Here is an 18,926-nt window from a genome sequence, read left to right as displayed (position 1 = left end):
TTACTGCAGCGGTGCTGCGTTCAATAAACTCGTTCCTGTCGTCGTGTCGAAAAGATGCACGCGCGTACGGCATACCGCCAATGCGCAAGACGCACCCACTCGGTGATCGTCACTGCGTTCGGAGAGCACGCGCAACGCGCGACCGTCGCCGGTGTCGCAAATCATCATGGTTTGCGCGCCCATCTGTTCGATGAGCTTGACCGTTGCCGAGAGATGGATGTGATCGGCGATCCCAACCGTGCCCGGTGCCGCATGGCCATCGAGACGCAGATGCTCCGGGCGGATCCCCAACGTGACGGGATGCGGTCCTGCGCCTGGGGGCAGCACGAACCGTCCCGTCGGCACCGTTACGTCGATGCCGCCGCCGGAAAACCGCAAGGTGCCGTCGTTCGCAGCCACCGTACCCTCAATGAAGTTCATTTCGGGTGCGCCCAGAAATCCCGCCACGAACCGGTTGGCCGGCTCATCGTAGATGTTCAGTGGTGTGCCAATCTGCTGCGCCCGCCCGCCATGCATCACCACGATGCGATCGCCCAGCGTCATGGCCTCGACCTGATCGTGGGTGACGTAGATCATGCTGGTGCCGATACGTTTGTGCAGGAGTCCGATTTCCTCACGCATATGCACGCGCAGTTTGGCATCCAGATTCGAGAGCGGTTCATCGAGCAGGAACGCGTCAGGGCGGCGCACCAGCGCCCTGCCCAACGACACGCGCTGCATCTGGCCACCGGACAGCTGGCGCGGCTTGCGATCGAGCAGCTTCTCGATGCCCAACATCCCGGCGGCCCAATTCACTTGCGTCTTGATATCTTCAGCCGGCGTTTTGCGAAGGCGCAGGCCGAAGGCGAGATTCTCATAAACCGTTTTGTGCGGATAAAGGGCGTAGTTCTGAAACACCATCGCAATGTTGCGATCCTTGGGCTCCAACGCCGTCACATCCCGCCCGCCGATGGACACGGTTCCCCCCGTCAGATCTTCCAGGCCCGCCACAATGCGCAACGTCGTCGACTTCCCACACCCCGACGGCCCCACCAGCACCACGAACTCGCCGTCGGCCACCTCGAGCGATAGCGACTCCACCACATCGACGGCGCCAAACCGTTTCTTGACTCGATCGAGAACGATGCCTGCCATGGCTACCTCGCTGCCGTAAGCGCCGGCGCGGACTGCGCCACTGCACGGGGTTGGGTCAATCGCGCCAGGCCATGCGACACCGGTGCCAGGCCCGCCTGCGCCTGCTTGTAAAGCGCAAAGAGATCGTCGTAGAACGCGGCGCGCGCGGCATCGGGCCGGGCCGTGGCAATCACGCGCGCACAGGCTGCTGCCTCACGTTCGCTGCCGAACACCCCCACCCCCACGCCCGCCAACAATGCTGCCCCATATGACGCGTCCACCGTTTCGGGCAGATGAATCTCGAGATCGAGCACATCGGCCACGATCTGCCGCCAGGTGGCACTATGCGCCCCACCCCCAATGATCCGTGCAGACGCCATCGGCATCTTCAACGCCCGGAATTGCTCAAGCACATCGCGCAACGAAAACGCAATCCCTTCGTACAAGGCGCGCACCAGATGACCGCGATGGTGCGCGAACGTCAATCCCACAAAATCGGCGCGCAGCATGGGATCCCAATAGGGCGCACGTTCGCCTTGCAGATAGGGATGGAACAGAAGGCCATCCGCCCCGGGCGCGATTTGCGCGGCCATGGCATCCATCTCGGCGAACACCTCGCTGCCCTTGCGGCCCGGCGCCATGAAAAAGGCATCGCGCAACCAACGATGCGCCGAGGCACAGCTATTGGTGCCGCTGATCGCGTACCAAAGGCCGGGAACGGCCAAGGGGTAGTTGATCAGGCTGGGGTGCAACTGCGGCCGGTCGCCCACCACACTGACCGTGCCGGCGGTCGCCAGCTTGATCGTGCCGTCGCCCGGGCGCACTGAGCCGGCGCCAAAGGTCTCGATCGATGTGTCGGACGTGCCGCAAACCACCGGCGTGCCGGCGCGCAAGCCCGACTGAAGCGCTGCGGCCGCACTCACCTCGCCCACCACGCTTGCGGGCGTCGTGAGCGGCGGCAAGGTGGCGACATCCCAGCCAATCATGTCGCACAATTCGGCAGACCATGCATCGCGTGCTGTATCGAACAGCATCGTGCCCACAGCCTCTGTGCGATCGGTGACCCAATCGCCGGTCAAACGCGATCGCAACCAATCCTTGGCGACGTATACCCGCCGCGTGGCGCGTACCACATCGGGCTCATGCCGGGTCAGCCACATGAACTGCGGCATCGTCCAGGTCGGCGAGGGACGGTTCATCGACAGCTCGAAAATACGATCGCCATGCCGATTCAACAGCTCGGCCACCTCCGCGCCACTGCGTTGGTCACTCCACAATATGGCGGGCCGCAAGACGCGGCCGTCGGCGTCTTCCAGAACCGGCGTGTGCGCACCGGCACTGAAAGAAATCGCGGCAATGGCGTCGGCGCCGATGCCTGCTTCGGCCAAGGCGCGCGGCACGGTTTCGCACAAGGCACGCCACCAGTCCATCGGATCCTGCTCGCTCCAGCGCGCGTGCGGCGTATGCGTCACCACGTCAGCCGAGGCGCTGCCCGCCACACGACCGTCCGGGGTCACTACCATCGTCTTCAAGCTGCCCGCACCCAGATCGATGCCCATCAGCCAGGCCTGCGATGCCAAGTCAGCCATGAGAGACATCCTCGGTCTGATCCAGCGCGCGTGTCAGTACGGCAGGCATATCGAAGCCATAGGTGCAGTGACCGCGGCTCGCGTCTGCGGCATCGCGACGTGACAGGGCATGCAACGTATCACTGTCGCGTTGCACGCGCCGGGCCAGCACCGCCAGTGTGAGCAGACTCAATGCCGACGGCGTCTGCGCCTCGATCTGCAGGTCGGCCCGCGCTGGATAGGAGGGGCGGCACGTGTTGGGACAGAATGCACAGGTGTTCAACGTCGCAATATCTTCGGGTAACAACGGCATGTCGACTCCGCGAATGAGGTCGGATAAGCAAACGAGGACTACAGAACGATTGCACCTGGCGCGGCACGCAAACCGAGCTTGCCTGGATTGAGCAGGTTGCCGGGATCGATGCCGTCCTTGATGATCTGCAGCACATCCATTCCGGTGTTGAGCTCTTCGCGCAGCCAGGCATTGCGAAAGAGTCCCGCGCCGTGGTGATGAGCGATCGATCCGCCGTGCGCCAGACACAAACGCTCGACCACATCCCAGGCTTTGCGATGGAGCGCCAACGCCACATCGTCGTCCGGCATCGGCGGCAAGCGCACCGTCATGTACTGACAGGCACCCTCGGCGTAAATATGCGACCAGTGCGCGCCGAAATGGATGTCCGGATGCAGGGCATGCACCGCCTCGCTCATCGCGGCATACATATGCGGCAAGCCGGTCCACGTGCCGGTCACTTCGATCGTGTCCATGTAATAGCCGCCGGTTTGCCATTGGATCGAATACGACTGATACCGCGTTGTTTCCCAATGCCGGTACGGCCCATCGTCGGTCAACTCGCCGCCGTGCGCAGCGCAGATCGCCAGCGACAGGCGCTGCTCCACTTCGGCCAGCTCGCGCAAACCGCTGAACTTCAGGATGCACAGGATCGGCTTGTGCGCGAACGCCGCAATATCCTTGGTGCGCTGATGGCTTTCCATCTCGTCATACAAACGCATCACCGCAGGACGAAGCTCGCTTTGGATAATCTCGCGCAGTGCGTCAAACCCCGCCTGCAACGTGGGAAAGGCCAGCACCGCTCCAGCTTCATGAGCCGGCAGCCGCCACATGCGCAAAGTGAGTTGCGTAATAAACCCGAACACTCCTTCGGAACCCACCATGAGGTCCTTGATGCTGGGGCCCACGGCACGCCGCGCGACGGCGCGTACTTCCAAAGGTTGCGCGTTGGGGAGCAGCGCTTTCAAGCCCACGACCATGTCTTCGATCTTGCCGTAGCGGGACGACGCCTGCCCCGCGCCGCGACAGGCCGCCCAGCCGCCCACCGTCGACATATTGATCGACTGCGGCAAATGCCCGGCCGTGTACCCGCGCGCATTGAGCGCCGCTTCAAACTGCCCGCCGTTCATGCCGGCTTGCACCGTGACCGTGCCATCGATCTCGTTGATCTCGACGATGCGGTTCATGCGCTTCAGGTCGACCATCACCTCGCAGTTCAAGGGCATCGTGCCACCCAGCACGCCAGAACCCGCGCCGAACGGAATCAGCGCAATCTGTGCCTCCACCGCCCAGGCGATGACGGCCTGCAGCGCGGCCTCATCGGCGGGGCACACAATGGCAGCGGGCAATGTGGCAGGCAATTTGCCCACCCGTAAACGAAACGTGCCGAAAGGCAAACGGTCGCGGCAGTAGGTGTATCGATCGGCAGGCGCCGTCAGCACCCCTCCTTCGCCTACCAGTTTCACCAACTGCGCCCGATGGGCATCCGACAAGGTATGCGCCCGCCACTCGGCTGGAATCGCATCGTGCGACGCACCGTCGACCGGGAAAACCGTTACGCCGCTCATGATGTTCGCACCTTAGCGATCATGACTTCAACTTCGACGTGGAACTCGACTTCAGCGAGGGCCGGGCAGCGCGTGCCAGGACCAGCGAAACTGGATCTCATGACGTGTCTCCGTATGCGTTCTTCTTGTCGCATGCACATTTGCGCAAACGTTTGTTCGTACTCTAGCACCACGCAAACTTGTGTCAACAGTAAATTTCGGAACTGAGGGAAAACGTGATCAACCTTCCGGCGGGGACGACGCCGCCGAACGGAACTGTATCGGCGCGAATGCCAATACAGGGCGACTCAAGATGCGATCGGGCGTGCATGGCGATCATCGGGCACATCCGGCATGATCCAGATCGGTTCACCTTGATTGCCATGATGAAAACCCAATCCAGCGGCTGGCTCAATGGCGCGATCGGCGTCTTGATCTTCAGCGGTTCGCTCCCGGCCACACGCTTGGCCGTTGCCGGCTTCGATCCCATATTTCTGACCACGGCGCGCGCCACGATCGCCGGCGTGGCTGCACTCGCGTTGCTGCTGATCTTCCGCGTTCACCGGCCGGCAAACCGCGACATGATGCCGCTCGTCTGGATCGCTCTCGGCGTGGTGGTGGGATTTCCGCTTCTGACGGCACTCGCGCTCACACACATCACCGCAGCGCGCTCGGTCGTCTTCATTGGTTTACTGCCCTTGGCCACCGCGATCTTCGCCGTCGTGCGCGGCGGCGAGCGGCCTCGGCCTGCATTCTGGTTGTTTGCGATGCTTGGCAGCGCCTGTGTGGGGAGTTTCGCGTTTCTCAAGCACGACGGCCCATCGTCCTTGATCGGCGATCTGTACATGCTTGCGGCAGTCATCGTGTGCGGCTTTGGCTACGCCGAAGGCGCTCGCCTGTCGCGTCACCTTGGCGGCTGGCAGGTGATTTCATGGGCGCTCGTGGTTTGCCTGCCTTTCATGGCAATCGCAAGTGCACTGATCGCCCCCGCCGCCTGGGGCGAGATCACGTGGCAAGCCTGGGGCGGCCTGGCTTACGTATCGCTATTCAGCATGCTTATCGGTTTTTTCTTCTGGTATCGCGGCTTGGCGCAAGGCGGTATTGCAGCGGTGGGCCAACTCCAATTGCTCCAGCCTTTCATGGGCCTGGCGCTGGCGGCGTTGCTACTGCGCGAGCCCGTTGCATGGTCGATGGTGGTGGCGACCTCGGCAGTGGTGCTGTGCGTGGCGGGCACGCGGCGATTTGCGCGGTAGAAGCTTGATCGGCCGACTAATCTGAAGCCGAATGAAACTTCCTTATTTTCAGACTTTGCCGAAATTCGCGTTTTCGGTATGCCTCTTGCTTTGATGAAACCACTGCCCATCAACGTCAAAAACAAATGGAAAGCGCACTCAAACATCTGAAGAATGCCCAGCGAATCGTGCTGGAATTTCAAAATGGCCCTGCGATGAAGATCAGCTCGGCCAGATACGCGGCTTATGCTCAAGCCTGTTATGAACTCAGACGTGCCGAACGCCTGCTGAATGCAGCCATCACACGGGATATCGACTCAGGCTGGAACGACGGTTTGATGCACACGTCATCGGGGCACGCGAGCGACGACACTCACCCGTAAGCTTTCCGAGAAGCATTCAGAGAGGCGGTTGCAGATATTCCATCATGCGGTAGATTGCAATCTCTGGCGCACCAAGACGTTAGGAACGTTCACCCATCAGCGCGCCACAAGGACAGAACCGGGAACCCATTGGATTGGGAACGTTCGATCTGGCGATATTCGTATCCACTCGCGGTGTTTGCTGTAGACGCTCACTTTCGACCCCTTCGCAATATGGGCCGCCACAGGCGCTTCAAAGTCAGGCCACTCAAATGCCGCCCCATCCACGGCGAGTGTACGTTGCTGTTCTAGCGCCCCTGCCTCCCGTGGCGGTGCCTTGGAAACCGGTACCACTTTGCTCACTGCCGTCGCGGCAGGCGCCGCCAGCGCGGCGGGCGCGGTGTTATAGCTGCCGCTGAACGATCCGGAGCCGATTCGACATGTTTTACTCCATGAAATACAGGAGTTTCCACACGGTTGGCCCGTCTTGCAGTTCCTCGCCCAGCCTGTGCCTGGAGCCACGAACGAGACGACTGCAAGAACTACTGCAAAGGTAAAAGCTGAATATTGTCCGCGCATTACCTTTCCCTCTTTGTGGTCACCATCATCGCTCTGTCAGACAGTGCGGATTGTTTGATGGACTTGAAGTTCTCGCCCTTTAAGATTACAGCTTTCTGATATTTTGTTAATCTAATTTACAATATTATCATCGCTTCGAGATCAATTTCTTGGCCGCTAAACTGGATCTGATGCGGGATACTGTGGGCGTAATCGACGGCACGCGCGGTGTCGTTATCGAACTGCGCCATGCCGTCCTTGCCCTCAATACTCGAACCTTGGTTCGTCTTTGTGGCCGTACCCCTCAAGCCGCCCAGTAGTCATGAGATGGGCGCGAATGCATAGAAGGGGTGAGCGCGATCATCTGGTCTGCGTTGTACCTCCGCAGAAATACACACCGAGTTGCTCGCAGAAAACTGTGGAGAACGCATGGGGGCTCAGCCATCAAAGCGAGTTTCTGCGCGAGTGCTAATTGAAGGCCTTCAGTTACGGCTATAGCGCTTGGACACTTCAACGATGCGCTGAATCCAGCACAAGCCTATTCTCAATTCTCCCGACGCGCCCGGCCCGGAGCAATGCCGTTGTGGTTGGAGTCTCTTAACCTTAAGACACTATCAAAACCATGAGAAAAAGCCCGCCGAACTTTCGTTCTGGCGGGCTTTTCATATTCACTCAGATCTTGCGATCTTAATTCTTGGTGCCGACGGCGAGACTCGAACTCGCACAGCTTTCGCCACTACCCCCTCAAGATAGCGTGTCTACCAATTTCACCACGTCGGCTTGACCGTCTTTCCAAATCCATTGATCTGGAAAGACCAAGATTCTAGCACGAACTTTTGATGCTTTGTTCGCACTATCGAAAAAACGGCCGCGATATTTTGCGGCCCCTTCTTCGATCGTCTAGCGACTTACTTTGCCGGGGCGGGCGCGGTCGCCGGCGCGGGTGCGCTGGGTACCGTTGCGCCGCCGGTGGCGGGGGCTGCCGGCACGGCAGCACCGCTTGGGGCGGCCGGTGCGGCGGGCACGGTCGACGTACCGGCGCCAGGCACCGACGAGCCGGCGGGCGGGGGCACTGCGCCCGGTGCCGTCGGCACGGAGCGATCGGCCGGCGTGAAGTTTTGCATCAGGCCCGAGTCGGCGCCCGTGGCGCCGCCACGATGGCCCATCCACGCCAATGCGGCGGTGGAAGCAAAGAAGATCACCGCTGCCCACTTCGTCGCACGCGACAGGAAGTTGGCCGCGCCGGACGCGCCGAACAGGCTGCCGGCCGAGCCGGTGCCGAAGGCCGAGCCCATGTCGGCGCCCTTTCCTTGCTGCAGCAACACGAGAACGATGATGGACAGTGCCGATACAACTTGGACGATCAGCACGATGGTAAGCATTGACGACATTTACAGACTCCGACTACGGATACTTAAACGGTGGCCGTTTCGGCCGCGGCGATACGCCAGAATTCTTCCGCTACCAACGATGCGCCACCCACGAGCGCGCCATCGATATCGGGCATGGTGAACAATGTGGCGGCATTGGCTGCCTTCACGCTGCCGCCATACAACACTTGTACTTGCGGCGCGCCCAGACCGCTCAACGCGACGCGAATCGCGCTGTGCACTTCCTGCGCTTGCTCGGGTGTGGCGGTAAGGCCGGTGCCGATGGCCCAGACGGGCTCGTACGCCAGCACCATCTTGCCCAGGCTTTCAGCCCCCAGCGCCAGCACGGGCGCCAATTGACGCTCGATCACGGCAAGCGTATTGCCCGCTTCGCGATCCTGCAGCGTTTCGCCTACACACACGACGGGCGTCAAACCCGCCTTGAGTGCCGCCTGAGCTTTCTCGGCCACCAACTGATCCGATTCACCGTGATACATGCGGCGCTCGGAGTGACCGACCAAGGCCCAACGGCAACCGAAGTCGCGCAGCATCGTGCCCGAGACTTCGCCGGTATAGGCACCCTGCTCGTGCACGCTCACATCTTGCGCGCCCCACGAGACCGGGCTGTCCGCCAGCGCGGCAGCCACTTGGGCAAGATAGGGAAACGGCACGCACACGCCGATGGCGCATCGGGCGGAGAGCGTGCCGTCGGCAGCGGCTACAGCGTGCAACTGGCTGAGCAACCGGGCGTTGTCGGCCAGATTGCCGTGCATTTTCCAGTTGCCCAGCACGAGGCGGGGGCGAGCCGCAGTGGCTGAATTGGCAGATGTCATGTCGCGTTTGTCTAGTAGGTGCCCGAATCGGTCCGGGTCGAACCCACTATTGTATCCTTTTGTGGACCAACGCGTATGACACCGTTGTTATACGGTCAAGATGATTTTCCCGATCTGCTCACCGGCGTCCATCATGGCATGCCCCTTCGACGCATCCGCCAGCGGAAACGTCGCGTGAATGATCGGCTTGATCTTCTTGTCCGTCAGCAGCGGCCACACTTGTTCGCGCAGCTCACGCGCAATCTCGGCCTTGAACGAAATCGGCCTCGGCCGCAATGTGGATCCGGTGATGGTCAGGCGGCGGCGCATGATCTGGTTGAAGTCCAGCGTGCCCTTCGACCCGCCCAACAAGGCGATGACGACCACACGGCCGTCATCGGCCAGTGCCTGCACGTTGCGAGGGCCGTAGTCGCCCGCCACCATATCCAGGATCACATCCACGCCCTTCTTATCCGTCAGACGCGCGATTTCGACCACAAAATCTTCCGTTTTGTAGTTGATCCCGTGCGCGGCACCCAGCTTCTCGACGGCGCGTGCACGGTCATCGCTCCCCACGGTGGCATACACCGTGTGCCCCATGGCGCGGGCAATCTGAATCGCGGTCGTGCCGATGCCGCTCGCGCCGCCATGCACCAGCAGGGTTTCATCGCCCTTCAATTGCCCACGCATGAAAACGTTGCTCCACACCGTGAAGTACGTTTCCGGCAGACCGGCGGCTTCGATGTCCGACAGCCCCTCCGGAATCGGCATGCACTGTACGGCCGGCGCCACGGCATATTCGGCATAGCCGCCGCCGGCGATCAATGCACATACGCGATCGCCGATCTTGAAGCCGCCCGCTGCCGCATCGCCTTTCACAATCTCACCCGCGACTTCCAGCCCCGGGATATCCGAGGTGCCGGGCGGCGGTGCGTAATTGCCTTGCCGCTGGAACACATCCGGGCGGTTGATACCTGCCGCGGTCACCTTGATCAGCACCTCGCCGGCGCCAGGCTCGGGCGTGGGGCGTTCACAGGCCACCAATACTTCAGGGCCTCCCGGCTGCGTAATTTCAACTGCGCGCATCGATCTCACTCCTCTTGCTTGATAGGGTCACACCCATATTTTCAGCCCACAAGATACCTGAAGTGGCGGTCAGGATATAATTCGGCCCCTCGGCGGCACAGGGATATATTGCGCCCGTGCCGAGATCGCCCCACACGGGGCGGCACGAGACAGGAAGCGTGGCAGAGTGGTCGATTGCACCGGTCTTGAAAACCGGCAAAGGGCAACCTTTCGTGAGTTCGAATCTCACCGCTTCCGCCATGACGGCGAAGATGCCTCCCGGCAAAGCTGTCATTGGCCTGAAACCAGGAAAGCACCCCATATTTGGCTGCTGTTCCCGCATTGACCGTGCTTCGGCGCCCCGTATATTCCAAGCCTTCTTACAGGTGATGCGGCCTGCCGCCGGCATGCGCGCGCACCTCTTTATTTGCTTTGGAGAGCGTGATGCTCGGTCGTATCAAATTAAGCACCGGCATGATGCTGGTGATGGGTGCCTTCATACTGGCACTGTTGGCATCAAGCGCATTGGGATGGCGCGACGCCTTCGATGCGCGTACAGCGCTGCAGGAATTCAATCAATTGAGTGTCGAGCAGCGCAACCCGCTGCAGGAAACCTACGCCCTGTTCACGCGCAGCCGCCTGGCACTGGCCGGCGGCTTTCTGGAGATGCAGGCCGGTCAACTTGAAAATGCCAACACCAGCAAGCAACGCAGTCAGGCGTTGCTCGATCAAGGCGATGTTCAGTTCAAGCGTTTCATGGCAGTACCGAAAGACCCGAATGCCGCACAACTCGCAGCCGATGTCGACAAAGTCTACGGGGCGTACCGCAGCCTCGTGATGGAGCAACAAAAGGCTGTGGAAGACATCGATCTGAATGCCTACAACGACGCTAATCTGCGGGCTCGTGATGCGGGCACCACGTTCGAAACGGCGTATCGCGCCTTCTTGAAGCGCGCCGACGAACGCAGTGTGCAGGCAATGGCCAACGCCGATGCCCGCTACACGATGGCGCAGAACCTCGCCATCGGCTCGATCGTGCTGGCGCTGGCGTTGGCGGCCATCTGCTGGCTCTTCATGACGCGCGGCATTCTGCGCCCCTTGCGCGAAGCCGAACGCACGTTCGACCATATCGCCGCAGGCGATCTGTCCACGCCTGTTGCCGTAAGGTCGAACAACGAAATCGGTGTGCTGTTTGCCGCCGTGCGCCGCATGCAGGACGGCCTGGTCAACACCGTCACGGCCGTGCGTCATGGCGTGCATGAAATCGACCTCGGCGCGCGCGAAATCGCCGCCGGCAATACGGATCTCTCAGGCCGTACAGAAGAGCAGGCCGCCTCGCTTGAGGAAACGGCTGCGAGCATGGAGGAGCTGGCCTCGACCGTCAAACAAAATGCCGACAATGCGCGTCAAGCCAATCAATTGGCGGCCAACGCCGAATCGGTTGCGCAACGCGGCGGCCACGCGGTCGACCAGGTTGTGAATACGATGCGCGCGATTTCGCAAAGTTCGGTGAAGATTGCCGACATCGTGAGCGTGATCGAAAGCATCGCCTTTCAGACAAATATCCTGGCCCTCAATGCCGCCGTCGAATCGGCCCGTGCCGGCGAGCAAGGCAAAGGCTTTGCCGTCGTGGCCGGTGAAGTGCGCACGCTTGCACAACGCAGCGCGCAAGCCGCTCGCGAAATCAAGCAGTTGATCTCCGAGTCGGTCGAACGCGTGAATGCAGGCTCAGGCCAAGCCGACGCCGCCGGCACCACGATGCAGGAAATCGTCGCCTCGGTGAAACGCGTCACCGACATCATGGGCGAGATTGCAGCAGCCTCACAGGAGCAGTCGAGCGGCATCGACCAGGTCAATCTGGCCGTGTCGCAGATGGATCAGGTCACCCAGCAGAACGCATCGCTGGTCGAGCAAGCTGCAGCCGCTGCGGCGTCACTCGAAGAACAAGCCGGCCACCTGGCGGCTGCTGTATCGGTGTTCAAGCTGTCGGGTCATGAACAGGCTCACGGGCAAGACGCCAATGGCGGCTACGCTGCGCCTTTGGCGCTCGCAGGCGCCTGATCGTGATCCCGGGCGACTTCCGGTAGAATTCGCCCTCGTCGATAAGCTGGCATCGCCGGTTTATCCGCCGCACCCATGGCGAAATTGGTAGACGCAAGGGACTTAAAATCCCTCGACGCAAGTCGTGCCGGTTCGATTCCGGCTGGGTGCACCAGGTATTCAAAGGCCCGCGCGCTGTGCTCGCGGGCCTTTTTCTTTGGGTCTGCCCATCCCGCGTCTTTTGACGCCGATTCAACGTCTTGCCGCCTATCGTTCGTGCGCTACCCGCCGCGAGCGGCCTTTACCAGGCAAGACATGAACTACTCCCCCTCAAGATTTCGCACGACCGCCGCACCGGTGCTGCCCGCGTTGCGTCTGGATGCGGTATCCGACGCCACGATCGTCATGGTCATCGGTTTCTGGCTGGGTGCACTCTCTTGGCTACGTCCGCTGACGCTGCCCGACGAGGGCAGATATGCCGGCGTGGCATGGGACATGTTGCGTTCCCATTCGCCGTTGACGCCATTGCTCAATGGCATGCCGTACTTTCACAAGCCGCCGCTCTACTACTGGCTATGCGATATCTCGTTCATGATCTTTGGCGTCAATCCTTGGGCGGCGCGTTTGCCGTCGCTCCTGGCCGCACTGCTGATCGTGACGATGATGCTGCGTTTTCTGACGGCATTTTTCGATCGCAAGATCGCCGTGGCCACCCTGCTCGTGTTGGCCACGATGCCGTTTTTCTATGGCGGTGCGCAATTCGCCAATCTCGACATGCTGGTCGCCGGGTTGATCGGCGCCACTGTTTTGCAAGGCGCAACCGTAATGTTGGCGCCGGCGCCATCGCGGCGCGCGATCGTCGCAGTCGCCTTGCTTGCGGCTGCCGGCGTGTTGGCCAAAGGGTTGATTGGTGTTGCCCTGCCCGGCGCGATCCTGGTGGCTTGGGCCTTGGCCACGCGCCGCCCGCGCGCACTGTTGATGCTGCTATCGTCCGCGCCGATTGCCGCCTTCCTGATTGCCGCGCTGCCGTGGTTCTTGATCATGCAATGGAAGTTTCCAGACTTCTTTCACTATTTCTTTATCGTGCAGCAACTCGATCGGTTTGCGAGCGTGGGCTACAACAATACCCAGCCGATGTTCTTTTATGTGCCGGTCATTCTTGCGATGACCTTGCCCTGGACGCTCTGGTTGGCAAAAGCAAAATCGGTGTCGCTCAAAGCCTTGTTCTGGAGCGATGATGCAGCGAAGTTGATGAGCGTCTGGTTTGCCGTCATTCTCGTGTTCTTCTCGATTCCGCACTCGAAGCTGATCGGCTATGTGCTGCCATTACTGCCGCCGCTGGCCTTTTTTCTGTGCAGACTGGTGCTGATGCATAAGCCCAAGGTTGCGCAACGGCATGTGTTCACACGTGCCTTCGGCGTGACGATCGGGATCGCGGCGCTGCTGTGCTTGATCGTGGTGGGCATTGCCGCCGCGCGCGATGGCGGCTCGGGCCGCGACGCTGCACAGTTGCTCAAGCGTCGCGTGCAATCCAGCGATATCGTTTTGACCTTGGGTAGCCTGCCTTTCGATCTGCCGCTGTATGCCCAACTGAAAAAACCGATGTGGATTCTGGACGACTGGACGTCGCCCGATATCGCAAAACGCGACAACTGGCGCAAAGAATTATTTGACGCGTCCAAGTTCGCGCCGACCTCCGCTGGGGAGGTGTTGGTGACGCTTGAGCAACTCCGCGCCAGAATGTGCGCGCCGGAAAATGAACATCGCCGTATTTGGGTATGGGGCCGCGAGCAAGATTCACAGGGCGACTTTGCGTTTGCGCCGACCGTGCCCCGTTTCACCCGTGGCCGCTACACGGTATGGCTGGCGAATGCGCATGACTTGCCGGCGCCGTATCGGTGTGCAACACCGGGCTGATGCAGCCGCGGGGGGCGCATACCGCGGCCCACATGCACTGCCTGCGCGACACGCAATACGAAGCACGAAGCACGAAGCACGCAGCACGCAGCACGCACTCAGCAGCATTCAGCACGATGAATCGATCAGTTGATCCGTCGATGAATCGAGGAATTGATTCATCGATGCGCTGATGCAACGAGCACGCCATCAACAAAAAAGAAGTCTGCCTGGTTTGACCTGGGCAGGCTGCTTATCTGGATCGACATGCCATCTGGTTTGAACTGGCAGGCTTCCTATCTGGATCATCGTGCCGCCCAGCTTTGCTCCGCTGAACCGGCATCGTATTTGAGCGGTGGACTGCGCCGGATAATTATTCGCTCACTTGAAGGCGGCGCGCCGCCTTCCCGATACACCACGCCAGTCTTTTCAAGGCAGGTGCAGCAGCACCGGCAGAACGCCACTGGCCTGCAGATGCTCAACACACTCGAAAATGGGCAACGCCAGTAGAAACGGCAATGCTTCGATCACCGTTTTCTGCACGGCACGCATCGAAATCGTGAGAGTGGTCTCGTTGCGCCAATTGGCGAACCTTGGCACAAAGCGCGGCGTGCGCTGACAGTAATCGGAGAAATCGGTGCCAAAGGCTTTTTTCAGCAGCGCCTCTTCCTCACCCACCACCAGCTTGAAAACGGCATAGGAGATGGCGCATACGACCAGTCCTAGCGAAACGCTGCCCGTCTGGGCACTCATGCCGAATACACCGATGAGCGAGAAGACATACAACGGGTTGCGTGACAGCGAGTATGGGCCGCTGCTTATCAGTTTGCGGTTTTTGTTGCCGCCCAAGTACAAGGCGCACCATGCTCGCCCAAGAATGGCAACAAAGATGAGCATAAGGCCGGCGATTTCGATGTTGTGGTGATAGCTGCCTGTTATCGACCACGTGGATTGATAAAAGAGCGTGGCCACAAGCGTCAAAAGTCCAAAAACCCATAAGGTTCGACGTCGCGCCACCTGGATTCTCGCCAGACGCTCCCAGACCGCTTGGTCTGGTGAATGTTGATCGATCGACACTGCCGTCATAGCCCACACACCTCAAGTACAGTTCCAACGGGGGACTGTAGGGTGTGCGATGTCGAATCTACGTCAAAGCCGCCTTAAACGACCGTAAACAGCGGCTCGCCACTGGGCCGCACACCTTGAATACCCAGCAGCACGTAACGACCATAACGCTCGGCCTCGACCTCATTGTCGAAGTGACGGTCACCCGGTACCGACCATTCACGCGCTTCCGCGCTGCCGTCGTTGGGCACCGTGATTACGCCTGCGCGAAAGCGATCGTCGCGCTTCAGAACCGTGCAGCGCACGTCGAATCCATCGATAGTTTGTCGTTGCGTCATTGTTCAGCGCGAATCGGCTGGTAAACACCGCCGCAAAGCGGCAGGTACGGGGGTGAAACGTAAAGCGGAGACAAAGTTTAGCGAGATGCCGGATACCAAGGAAGGCTCATTCGCACTAGTCCAGCTAGTCCTTCATCACCGATCGCCTAGTGCATCGTCACTGCCGCATTAGTGACAGGTGACTGGCGATTGAAACCCGCTTTGCAGACGGGCTACTGGCACGACAGCCCACAGTCACTCATCGGCACCTGACCACGCGACAACTCGGGCACGCCGGTTGCTCTAAGGGTTTACGCGTAACCGCCGCTACAGGTGGTACGTAAACATCAGATAAGTACACGAGGAGTTATCCGCATGAAAACCACCCATTCCCTGATCGTCGCCGCCATGCTCAGCTTGAGCGCCGTCTCCTTCAACGTCAGCGCCCAAACGGCGCCGATCAAGTCGGAAGACCAGATCAAAGCGGAGTACAAGGCCGCAAAAGAAAAGTGCGACGCGATGAGTGGCAAGCAGGAAGATGCGTGCGAAGCCCAAGCCAAGGCCGTTCGTGAAACGGACGAAGCCAATGCCAAGGTTGCACGCAAGGATGCCGAAGCCCGCAATGACGTCGCCGGCGACAAGCGCGATGCCGATTACAAAGCGGCCAAAGCACAATGCGACACGCTGTCGGGCGATGCCGAAAAGAAGTGCGGACTGGACGCCAAGACCAAGTTCAATAAGTAATCGAGTCGCGGCGTCAGCCGCATCGACAAGTTGAAAAAAGGAGCCCGCTATGTGGGCTCCTTTTCATTGCGGCCGTTGGCGGGGAACGCATGATGTGTCAGTCTGACCGTTCAGCGAATGGCCGTCCATCCCGGATATAAGAATCGCTCGGCGTTCATCTTGGATATAAACAAGCCTCGGCATTCATACCGGACACAAAAAAGCCTCGGCAGTTTCCTGCCAAGGCTTCCTCATACCGCCAAGCGGCTGACTAATGGCGGCACTCGCCGCCCGCAGGCGGTGCAATGCCATCCATCGCACGCAACCCATCCACGGCAGCGTTGGTCGATGTGTTGAACTGTTGCGGCGAAGAGACGGTCGTGTCCACGGGCTTTGCATGCGGATCGTGAACCTCGACTTCCCAGCCGAACTTTCCTTCCTGTGTCGCTACGACGTTCAAGGTCGCACGCCATTCGGCGCTTGTTCGAGTCAGAATTTTCATGATGGCACCCTAGAACTCCTTTCCCCATATCTCGCAATTGCCGTTCCTGTACAAGCACTTAGCACCTAAACCGCAGACAATGGCACGGCAATCCGCTAGCATGGCGGCCATGAATGACATGCCAAACTCTCCAAACCACGCCGATTCAGCCTTAACGGACGCTGAATGGGGCTATCTCCATCCCAATTGCCGTGGCGAAGCCGCTTTGGCATTTTTTACGCGCGATCTGGCTCGCACGATCGAGCAGCATCTGGGCAGCCGATCTGTCACGCATGACGATGTTGCTCAGGCGCAGACCGCCATCGACGCCCTGCTTGCCAAATACGTCGAGATCGAGGCCGCGCCCTATGCGTTCGAGGAAGCATCGATCCGTTTGCGCATTGCCGTCGATCGCGCGCCGGATGGCAGCGAGATGCCCTATGTGGCGCTCGAGACCAGCGAACGTCTGGAATCGATGATTCTGGATATGCAGGAACGTGCGCGCCTGGGCTTGAATTGAGCACGCCCGCCCAGGAACCGGCCGAGTACGTGGTACTGGACGCCTGTGTGTTGATGTCGACACTGCTGCGGCGCATGCTGCTGCGTGCGGCTGAAGCGGGCGTTTTTCAACCGGTATGGAGCGCGCGCATCGGCGACGAGTGGCGCCGCAACGCTGCACGGCTATGGGAAAGCACCAGCGCCGATACCCTGATGGAAGAGTGGCAACGCATGCAGCGCGCGTTCCCCGATGCCGATCCGGGTGCAGCGGACGCGTACGAGGTGGGCTTGCGCTACAGCGATCCAAAAGATTTCCATGTGATCGCCACAGGCTTGGCGAAGCGCGCCCGCAGCGGCGATCAGCTCACGCCGCGCGTATCGGTGCTCACGTGGAACCTGAAAGACTTCAATCGCTCGGAGTGCCGCCGTCTGGGATTACAGGTGTATTCGCCGGATCGCCTGCTGGCGGCATGGTGGCCAGATCACCGCGACGCGTTACTGGCCGCCACCGAAGGACTGGCGATCGACTGGGCCGCGATGGGACGCACGCCCGTGTCGCTTGCGTCCATCCTCCACCGCGAACGGCTTTACCGATACGGCAAGCTCGCCGCGGATAGCCTCAGCGACGCGGGCGTCGACTATCCCCCAAGCCCGCAATAAGCACGCGCGGCAAGGCTTTAACCGACGTTCTTGACGTCCGCTTTCTGACCCGCGCCGCCAGCCCGCACCGCGTTGACGCTGGGCGGTCGGTGACCCACCGCTCAGTGATCGTGATTACTGGCCGAAAAGCCTGCCGCATTCAGGCGCGAGATCACTTCGGCGATGTGATCGTGCCCGCGCGTTTGCATGACGAAATCGACCTCGACGTTCTGCACCGGCAATGTCGTAAACGCGCGCTGGTGATGCACCTCGGTGATGTTGGCCTGCGCATCGGCAATCAGCGTGGTTGCCCGGGCGAGCGCCCCGGGTAGATCGCGCAGGTCCACACGGATACGGGCCAGCCGCCCGGCCCGCACCATCCCGCGCTCGATCAATTCGCCGAGCGTAAGCGGATCGATGTTGCCGCCGGTCAGCACCAGCCCGATTCGCTTGCCCAGGTACCGCGTGCCGCCGGCTTCCTTGTCTCGCAGCAAGGCGGCCAACCCGGCCGCGCCGGCACCCTCGACCACTGTTTTTTCGATCTCAAGCAGCATCACGATGGCATGCTCGATATCGCTCTCGCTCACCAATTCGATATGGTCGACCTTGTCGGCGACCACCTCGCGGGTAAGCGTACCGGGCGTTTTCACCGCGATGCCCTCAGCGATCGTGTACTGCCCCACCCCGGCCGACTCGCCATGCCGCAAGGCGTACATCGACGGAAATCGCTCCGTTTGCACCCCGACGATTTCGATGGCGGGATTGATTTCCTTGGCCGCGACGGCCACGCCGGAAATCAGACCGCCCCCACCCACCGAGACGATGATCATGTCCAGATCCGGCTGATCCTCGAGCATCTCGATGGCGACAGTGCCCTGCCCGGCCATGATGGCAAGATCATCGTAGGGGTGAATGATCGTGAGCCCGCGCGCCTGCGCGATCTCGAGCATCCGCGCACGCGCATCGTCGAACGTGTCGCCCGCGAGCTCGACTTCCACGCCAAAACGACGCGTGTTGGCCACTTTCACCGTGGGTGTGAACCGCGGCATCACGATTACGGCAGGCACGCCCATCCGCTGCGCGTGATAAGCCACGCCTTGTGCGTGATTGCCGGCGGAGACGGCGATCACGCCCGCAGCGCGCTCGTCGGCCGTCAATTGACGCATCCGGTTGTAGGCACCGCGCTCTTTGAATGACGCAGTGAATTGCAGGTTTTCGAACTTCAGCCAGATCTGCGCGCCAAGAATTTCCGACAGCGTTCGCGATAGCGAGAATGGCGTTTTATGGACCTGCCCGCGCAATGCATCGCGAGCGGCCAGAACATCGGAAAATTCAATCACGTTGGCTT

General features: G+C 60.6%; 18 protein-coding genes and 3 tRNA genes. 9 read left to right on the top strand and 12 right to left on the bottom strand.

What is annotated here, in order from left to right; genetic code table 11:
* The 4 genes from EYW45_RS08825 to EYW45_RS08810 are packed head-to-tail and all read right to left on the bottom strand — an operon-like array spanning position 1 to position 4,541.
* The gene (locus EYW45_RS08825) at positions 1-1,134 is read right to left on the bottom strand and encodes an ABC transporter ATP-binding protein (protein ID WP_161134990.1); all 1,134 of its coding nucleotides are present in this window, start codon (positions 1,132-1,134) and stop codon (positions 1-3) included.
* 2 nt (positions 1,135-1,136) lie between these two features.
* Positions 1,137-2,702, bottom strand: coding sequence for a xylulokinase (gene xylB / locus EYW45_RS08820; protein ID WP_161134989.1), 1,566 nt, complete (start codon positions 2,700-2,702; stop codon positions 1,137-1,139).
* Positions 2,695-2,994, bottom strand: coding sequence for a hypothetical protein (locus tag EYW45_RS08815; RefSeq protein WP_161134988.1), 300 nt, complete (start codon positions 2,992-2,994; stop codon positions 2,695-2,697). Before EYW45_RS08815 ends, xylB begins: the two co-directional genes overlap by 8 nt.
* A 38-nt stretch (positions 2,995-3,032) precedes the next feature.
* Entirely contained in the window at positions 3,033-4,541 is a 1,509-nt protein-coding gene (locus EYW45_RS08810; RefSeq protein ID WP_161134987.1) for an FAD-binding oxidoreductase, read from the bottom strand.
* Between the two features lie 365 nt (positions 4,542-4,906).
* Here EYW45_RS08810 and EYW45_RS08805 point away from each other — a divergent pair, with 365 nt between their 5' ends.
* On the top strand, positions 4,907-5,773 hold the full coding sequence (locus EYW45_RS08805) for a DMT family transporter (RefSeq protein WP_161135406.1): 867 nt from the start codon (positions 4,907-4,909) through the stop codon (positions 5,771-5,773).
* A 125-nt stretch (positions 5,774-5,898) separates the two neighbouring features.
* On the top strand, positions 5,899-6,135 hold the full coding sequence (locus EYW45_RS08800; RefSeq protein WP_161134986.1) for a hypothetical protein: 237 nt from the start codon (positions 5,899-5,901) through the stop codon (positions 6,133-6,135).
* Positions 6,136-7,367: 1,232 nt separating this feature from the next.
* On the opposite strand, the gene EYW45_RS08795 is transcribed toward EYW45_RS08800, so the two are convergent.
* From EYW45_RS08795 to EYW45_RS08780, 4 genes are all read right to left on the bottom strand, one after another.
* A tRNA-Leu gene (locus EYW45_RS08795) sits at positions 7,368-7,452 on the bottom strand.
* Positions 7,453-7,580: 128 nt separating this feature from the next.
* Positions 7,581-8,063: a preprotein translocase subunit SecG gene (gene secG, locus EYW45_RS08790; protein WP_161134985.1), complete on the bottom strand. Its 483-nt coding sequence runs from the start codon at positions 8,061-8,063 to the stop codon at positions 7,581-7,583.
* Positions 8,064-8,086: 23 nt separating this feature from the next.
* Complete coding sequence (tpiA, locus tag EYW45_RS08785) at positions 8,087-8,875, bottom strand: triose-phosphate isomerase (RefSeq protein ID WP_161134984.1); 789 nt, start codon at positions 8,873-8,875, stop codon at positions 8,087-8,089.
* An 87-nt stretch (positions 8,876-8,962) separates the two neighbouring features.
* Positions 8,963-9,940, bottom strand: coding sequence for an NAD(P)H-quinone oxidoreductase (locus tag EYW45_RS08780; RefSeq protein WP_161134983.1), 978 nt, complete (start codon positions 9,938-9,940; stop codon positions 8,963-8,965).
* Positions 9,941-10,092: 152 nt separating this feature from the next.
* On the opposite strand from EYW45_RS08780, the gene EYW45_RS08775 reads away from it, so the two are divergent.
* The 4 genes from EYW45_RS08775 (at position 10,093) to EYW45_RS08760 (ending at position 13,876) form a co-directional block, all read left to right on the top strand.
* A tRNA-Ser gene (locus EYW45_RS08775) sits at positions 10,093-10,180 on the top strand.
* 183 nt (positions 10,181-10,363) lie between these two features.
* Entirely contained in the window at positions 10,364-11,980 is a 1,617-nt protein-coding gene (locus EYW45_RS24850; protein WP_161134982.1) for a methyl-accepting chemotaxis protein, read from the top strand.
* A gap of 69 nt (positions 11,981-12,049) precedes the next feature.
* Positions 12,050-12,134: transfer RNA gene (locus tag EYW45_RS08765), tRNA-Leu, on the top strand.
* 140 nt (positions 12,135-12,274) lie between these two features.
* Positions 12,275-13,876, top strand: coding sequence for an ArnT family glycosyltransferase (locus EYW45_RS08760; RefSeq protein WP_161134981.1), 1,602 nt, complete (start codon positions 12,275-12,277; stop codon positions 13,874-13,876).
* Between the two features lie 408 nt (positions 13,877-14,284).
* Here EYW45_RS08760 and EYW45_RS08755 read toward each other — a convergent pair whose 3' ends face one another.
* Both EYW45_RS08755 and EYW45_RS08750 read right to left on the bottom strand, forming a co-directional pair.
* Positions 14,285-14,941, bottom strand: coding sequence for a methyltransferase family protein (locus EYW45_RS08755; RefSeq protein ID WP_161134980.1), 657 nt, complete (start codon positions 14,939-14,941; stop codon positions 14,285-14,287).
* A gap of 74 nt (positions 14,942-15,015) precedes the next feature.
* Positions 15,016-15,258, bottom strand: coding sequence for a hypothetical protein (locus EYW45_RS08750; protein WP_161134979.1), 243 nt, complete (start codon positions 15,256-15,258; stop codon positions 15,016-15,018).
* Positions 15,259-15,612: 354 nt separating this feature from the next.
* Between EYW45_RS08750 and EYW45_RS08745 the strand changes: the two genes are divergently transcribed.
* Positions 15,613-15,981: a hypothetical protein gene (locus tag EYW45_RS08745; RefSeq protein ID WP_161134978.1), complete on the top strand. Its 369-nt coding sequence runs from the start codon at positions 15,613-15,615 to the stop codon at positions 15,979-15,981.
* Positions 15,982-16,231: 250 nt separating this feature from the next.
* Here the strand turns inward: EYW45_RS08745 and EYW45_RS08740 are convergent, their stop codons facing one another.
* Positions 16,232-16,462, bottom strand: a complete 231-nt coding sequence (locus EYW45_RS08740) for a hypothetical protein (protein ID WP_161134977.1) — start codon at positions 16,460-16,462, stop codon at positions 16,232-16,234.
* Positions 16,463-16,667: 205 nt separating this feature from the next.
* Here EYW45_RS08740 and EYW45_RS08735 point away from each other — a divergent pair, with 205 nt between their 5' ends.
* Together EYW45_RS08735 and EYW45_RS08730 are read left to right on the top strand one after the other, a co-directional pair.
* A complete protein-coding gene (locus tag EYW45_RS08735) occupies positions 16,668-16,961 on the top strand; it encodes a hypothetical protein (protein ID WP_161134976.1) in 294 nt (97 codons plus the stop codon).
* Positions 16,958-17,599 (top strand): PIN domain-containing protein, encoded by a 642-nt coding sequence (locus EYW45_RS08730; RefSeq protein ID WP_268894266.1) that lies wholly within the window; start codon positions 16,958-16,960, stop codon positions 17,597-17,599. The genes EYW45_RS08735 and EYW45_RS08730 overlap by 4 nt, the downstream gene beginning before the upstream one ends.
* 101 nt (positions 17,600-17,700) lie before the next feature.
* On the opposite strand, the gene EYW45_RS08725 is transcribed toward EYW45_RS08730, so the two are convergent.
* Positions 17,701-18,918, bottom strand: a complete 1,218-nt coding sequence (locus EYW45_RS08725) for a threonine ammonia-lyase (RefSeq protein WP_161134975.1) — start codon at positions 18,916-18,918, stop codon at positions 17,701-17,703.
* Between the last annotated feature and the right edge of the window lie 8 nt (positions 18,919-18,926).

Origin of the sequence: Schauerella aestuarii, from assembly GCF_009866805.1 — a bacterium.
GTDB classification, from domain to species: domain Bacteria; phylum Pseudomonadota; class Gammaproteobacteria; order Burkholderiales; family Burkholderiaceae_B; genus Schauerella; species Schauerella aestuarii.
This window is presented reverse-complemented; position numbering and strand designations above follow the sequence as displayed.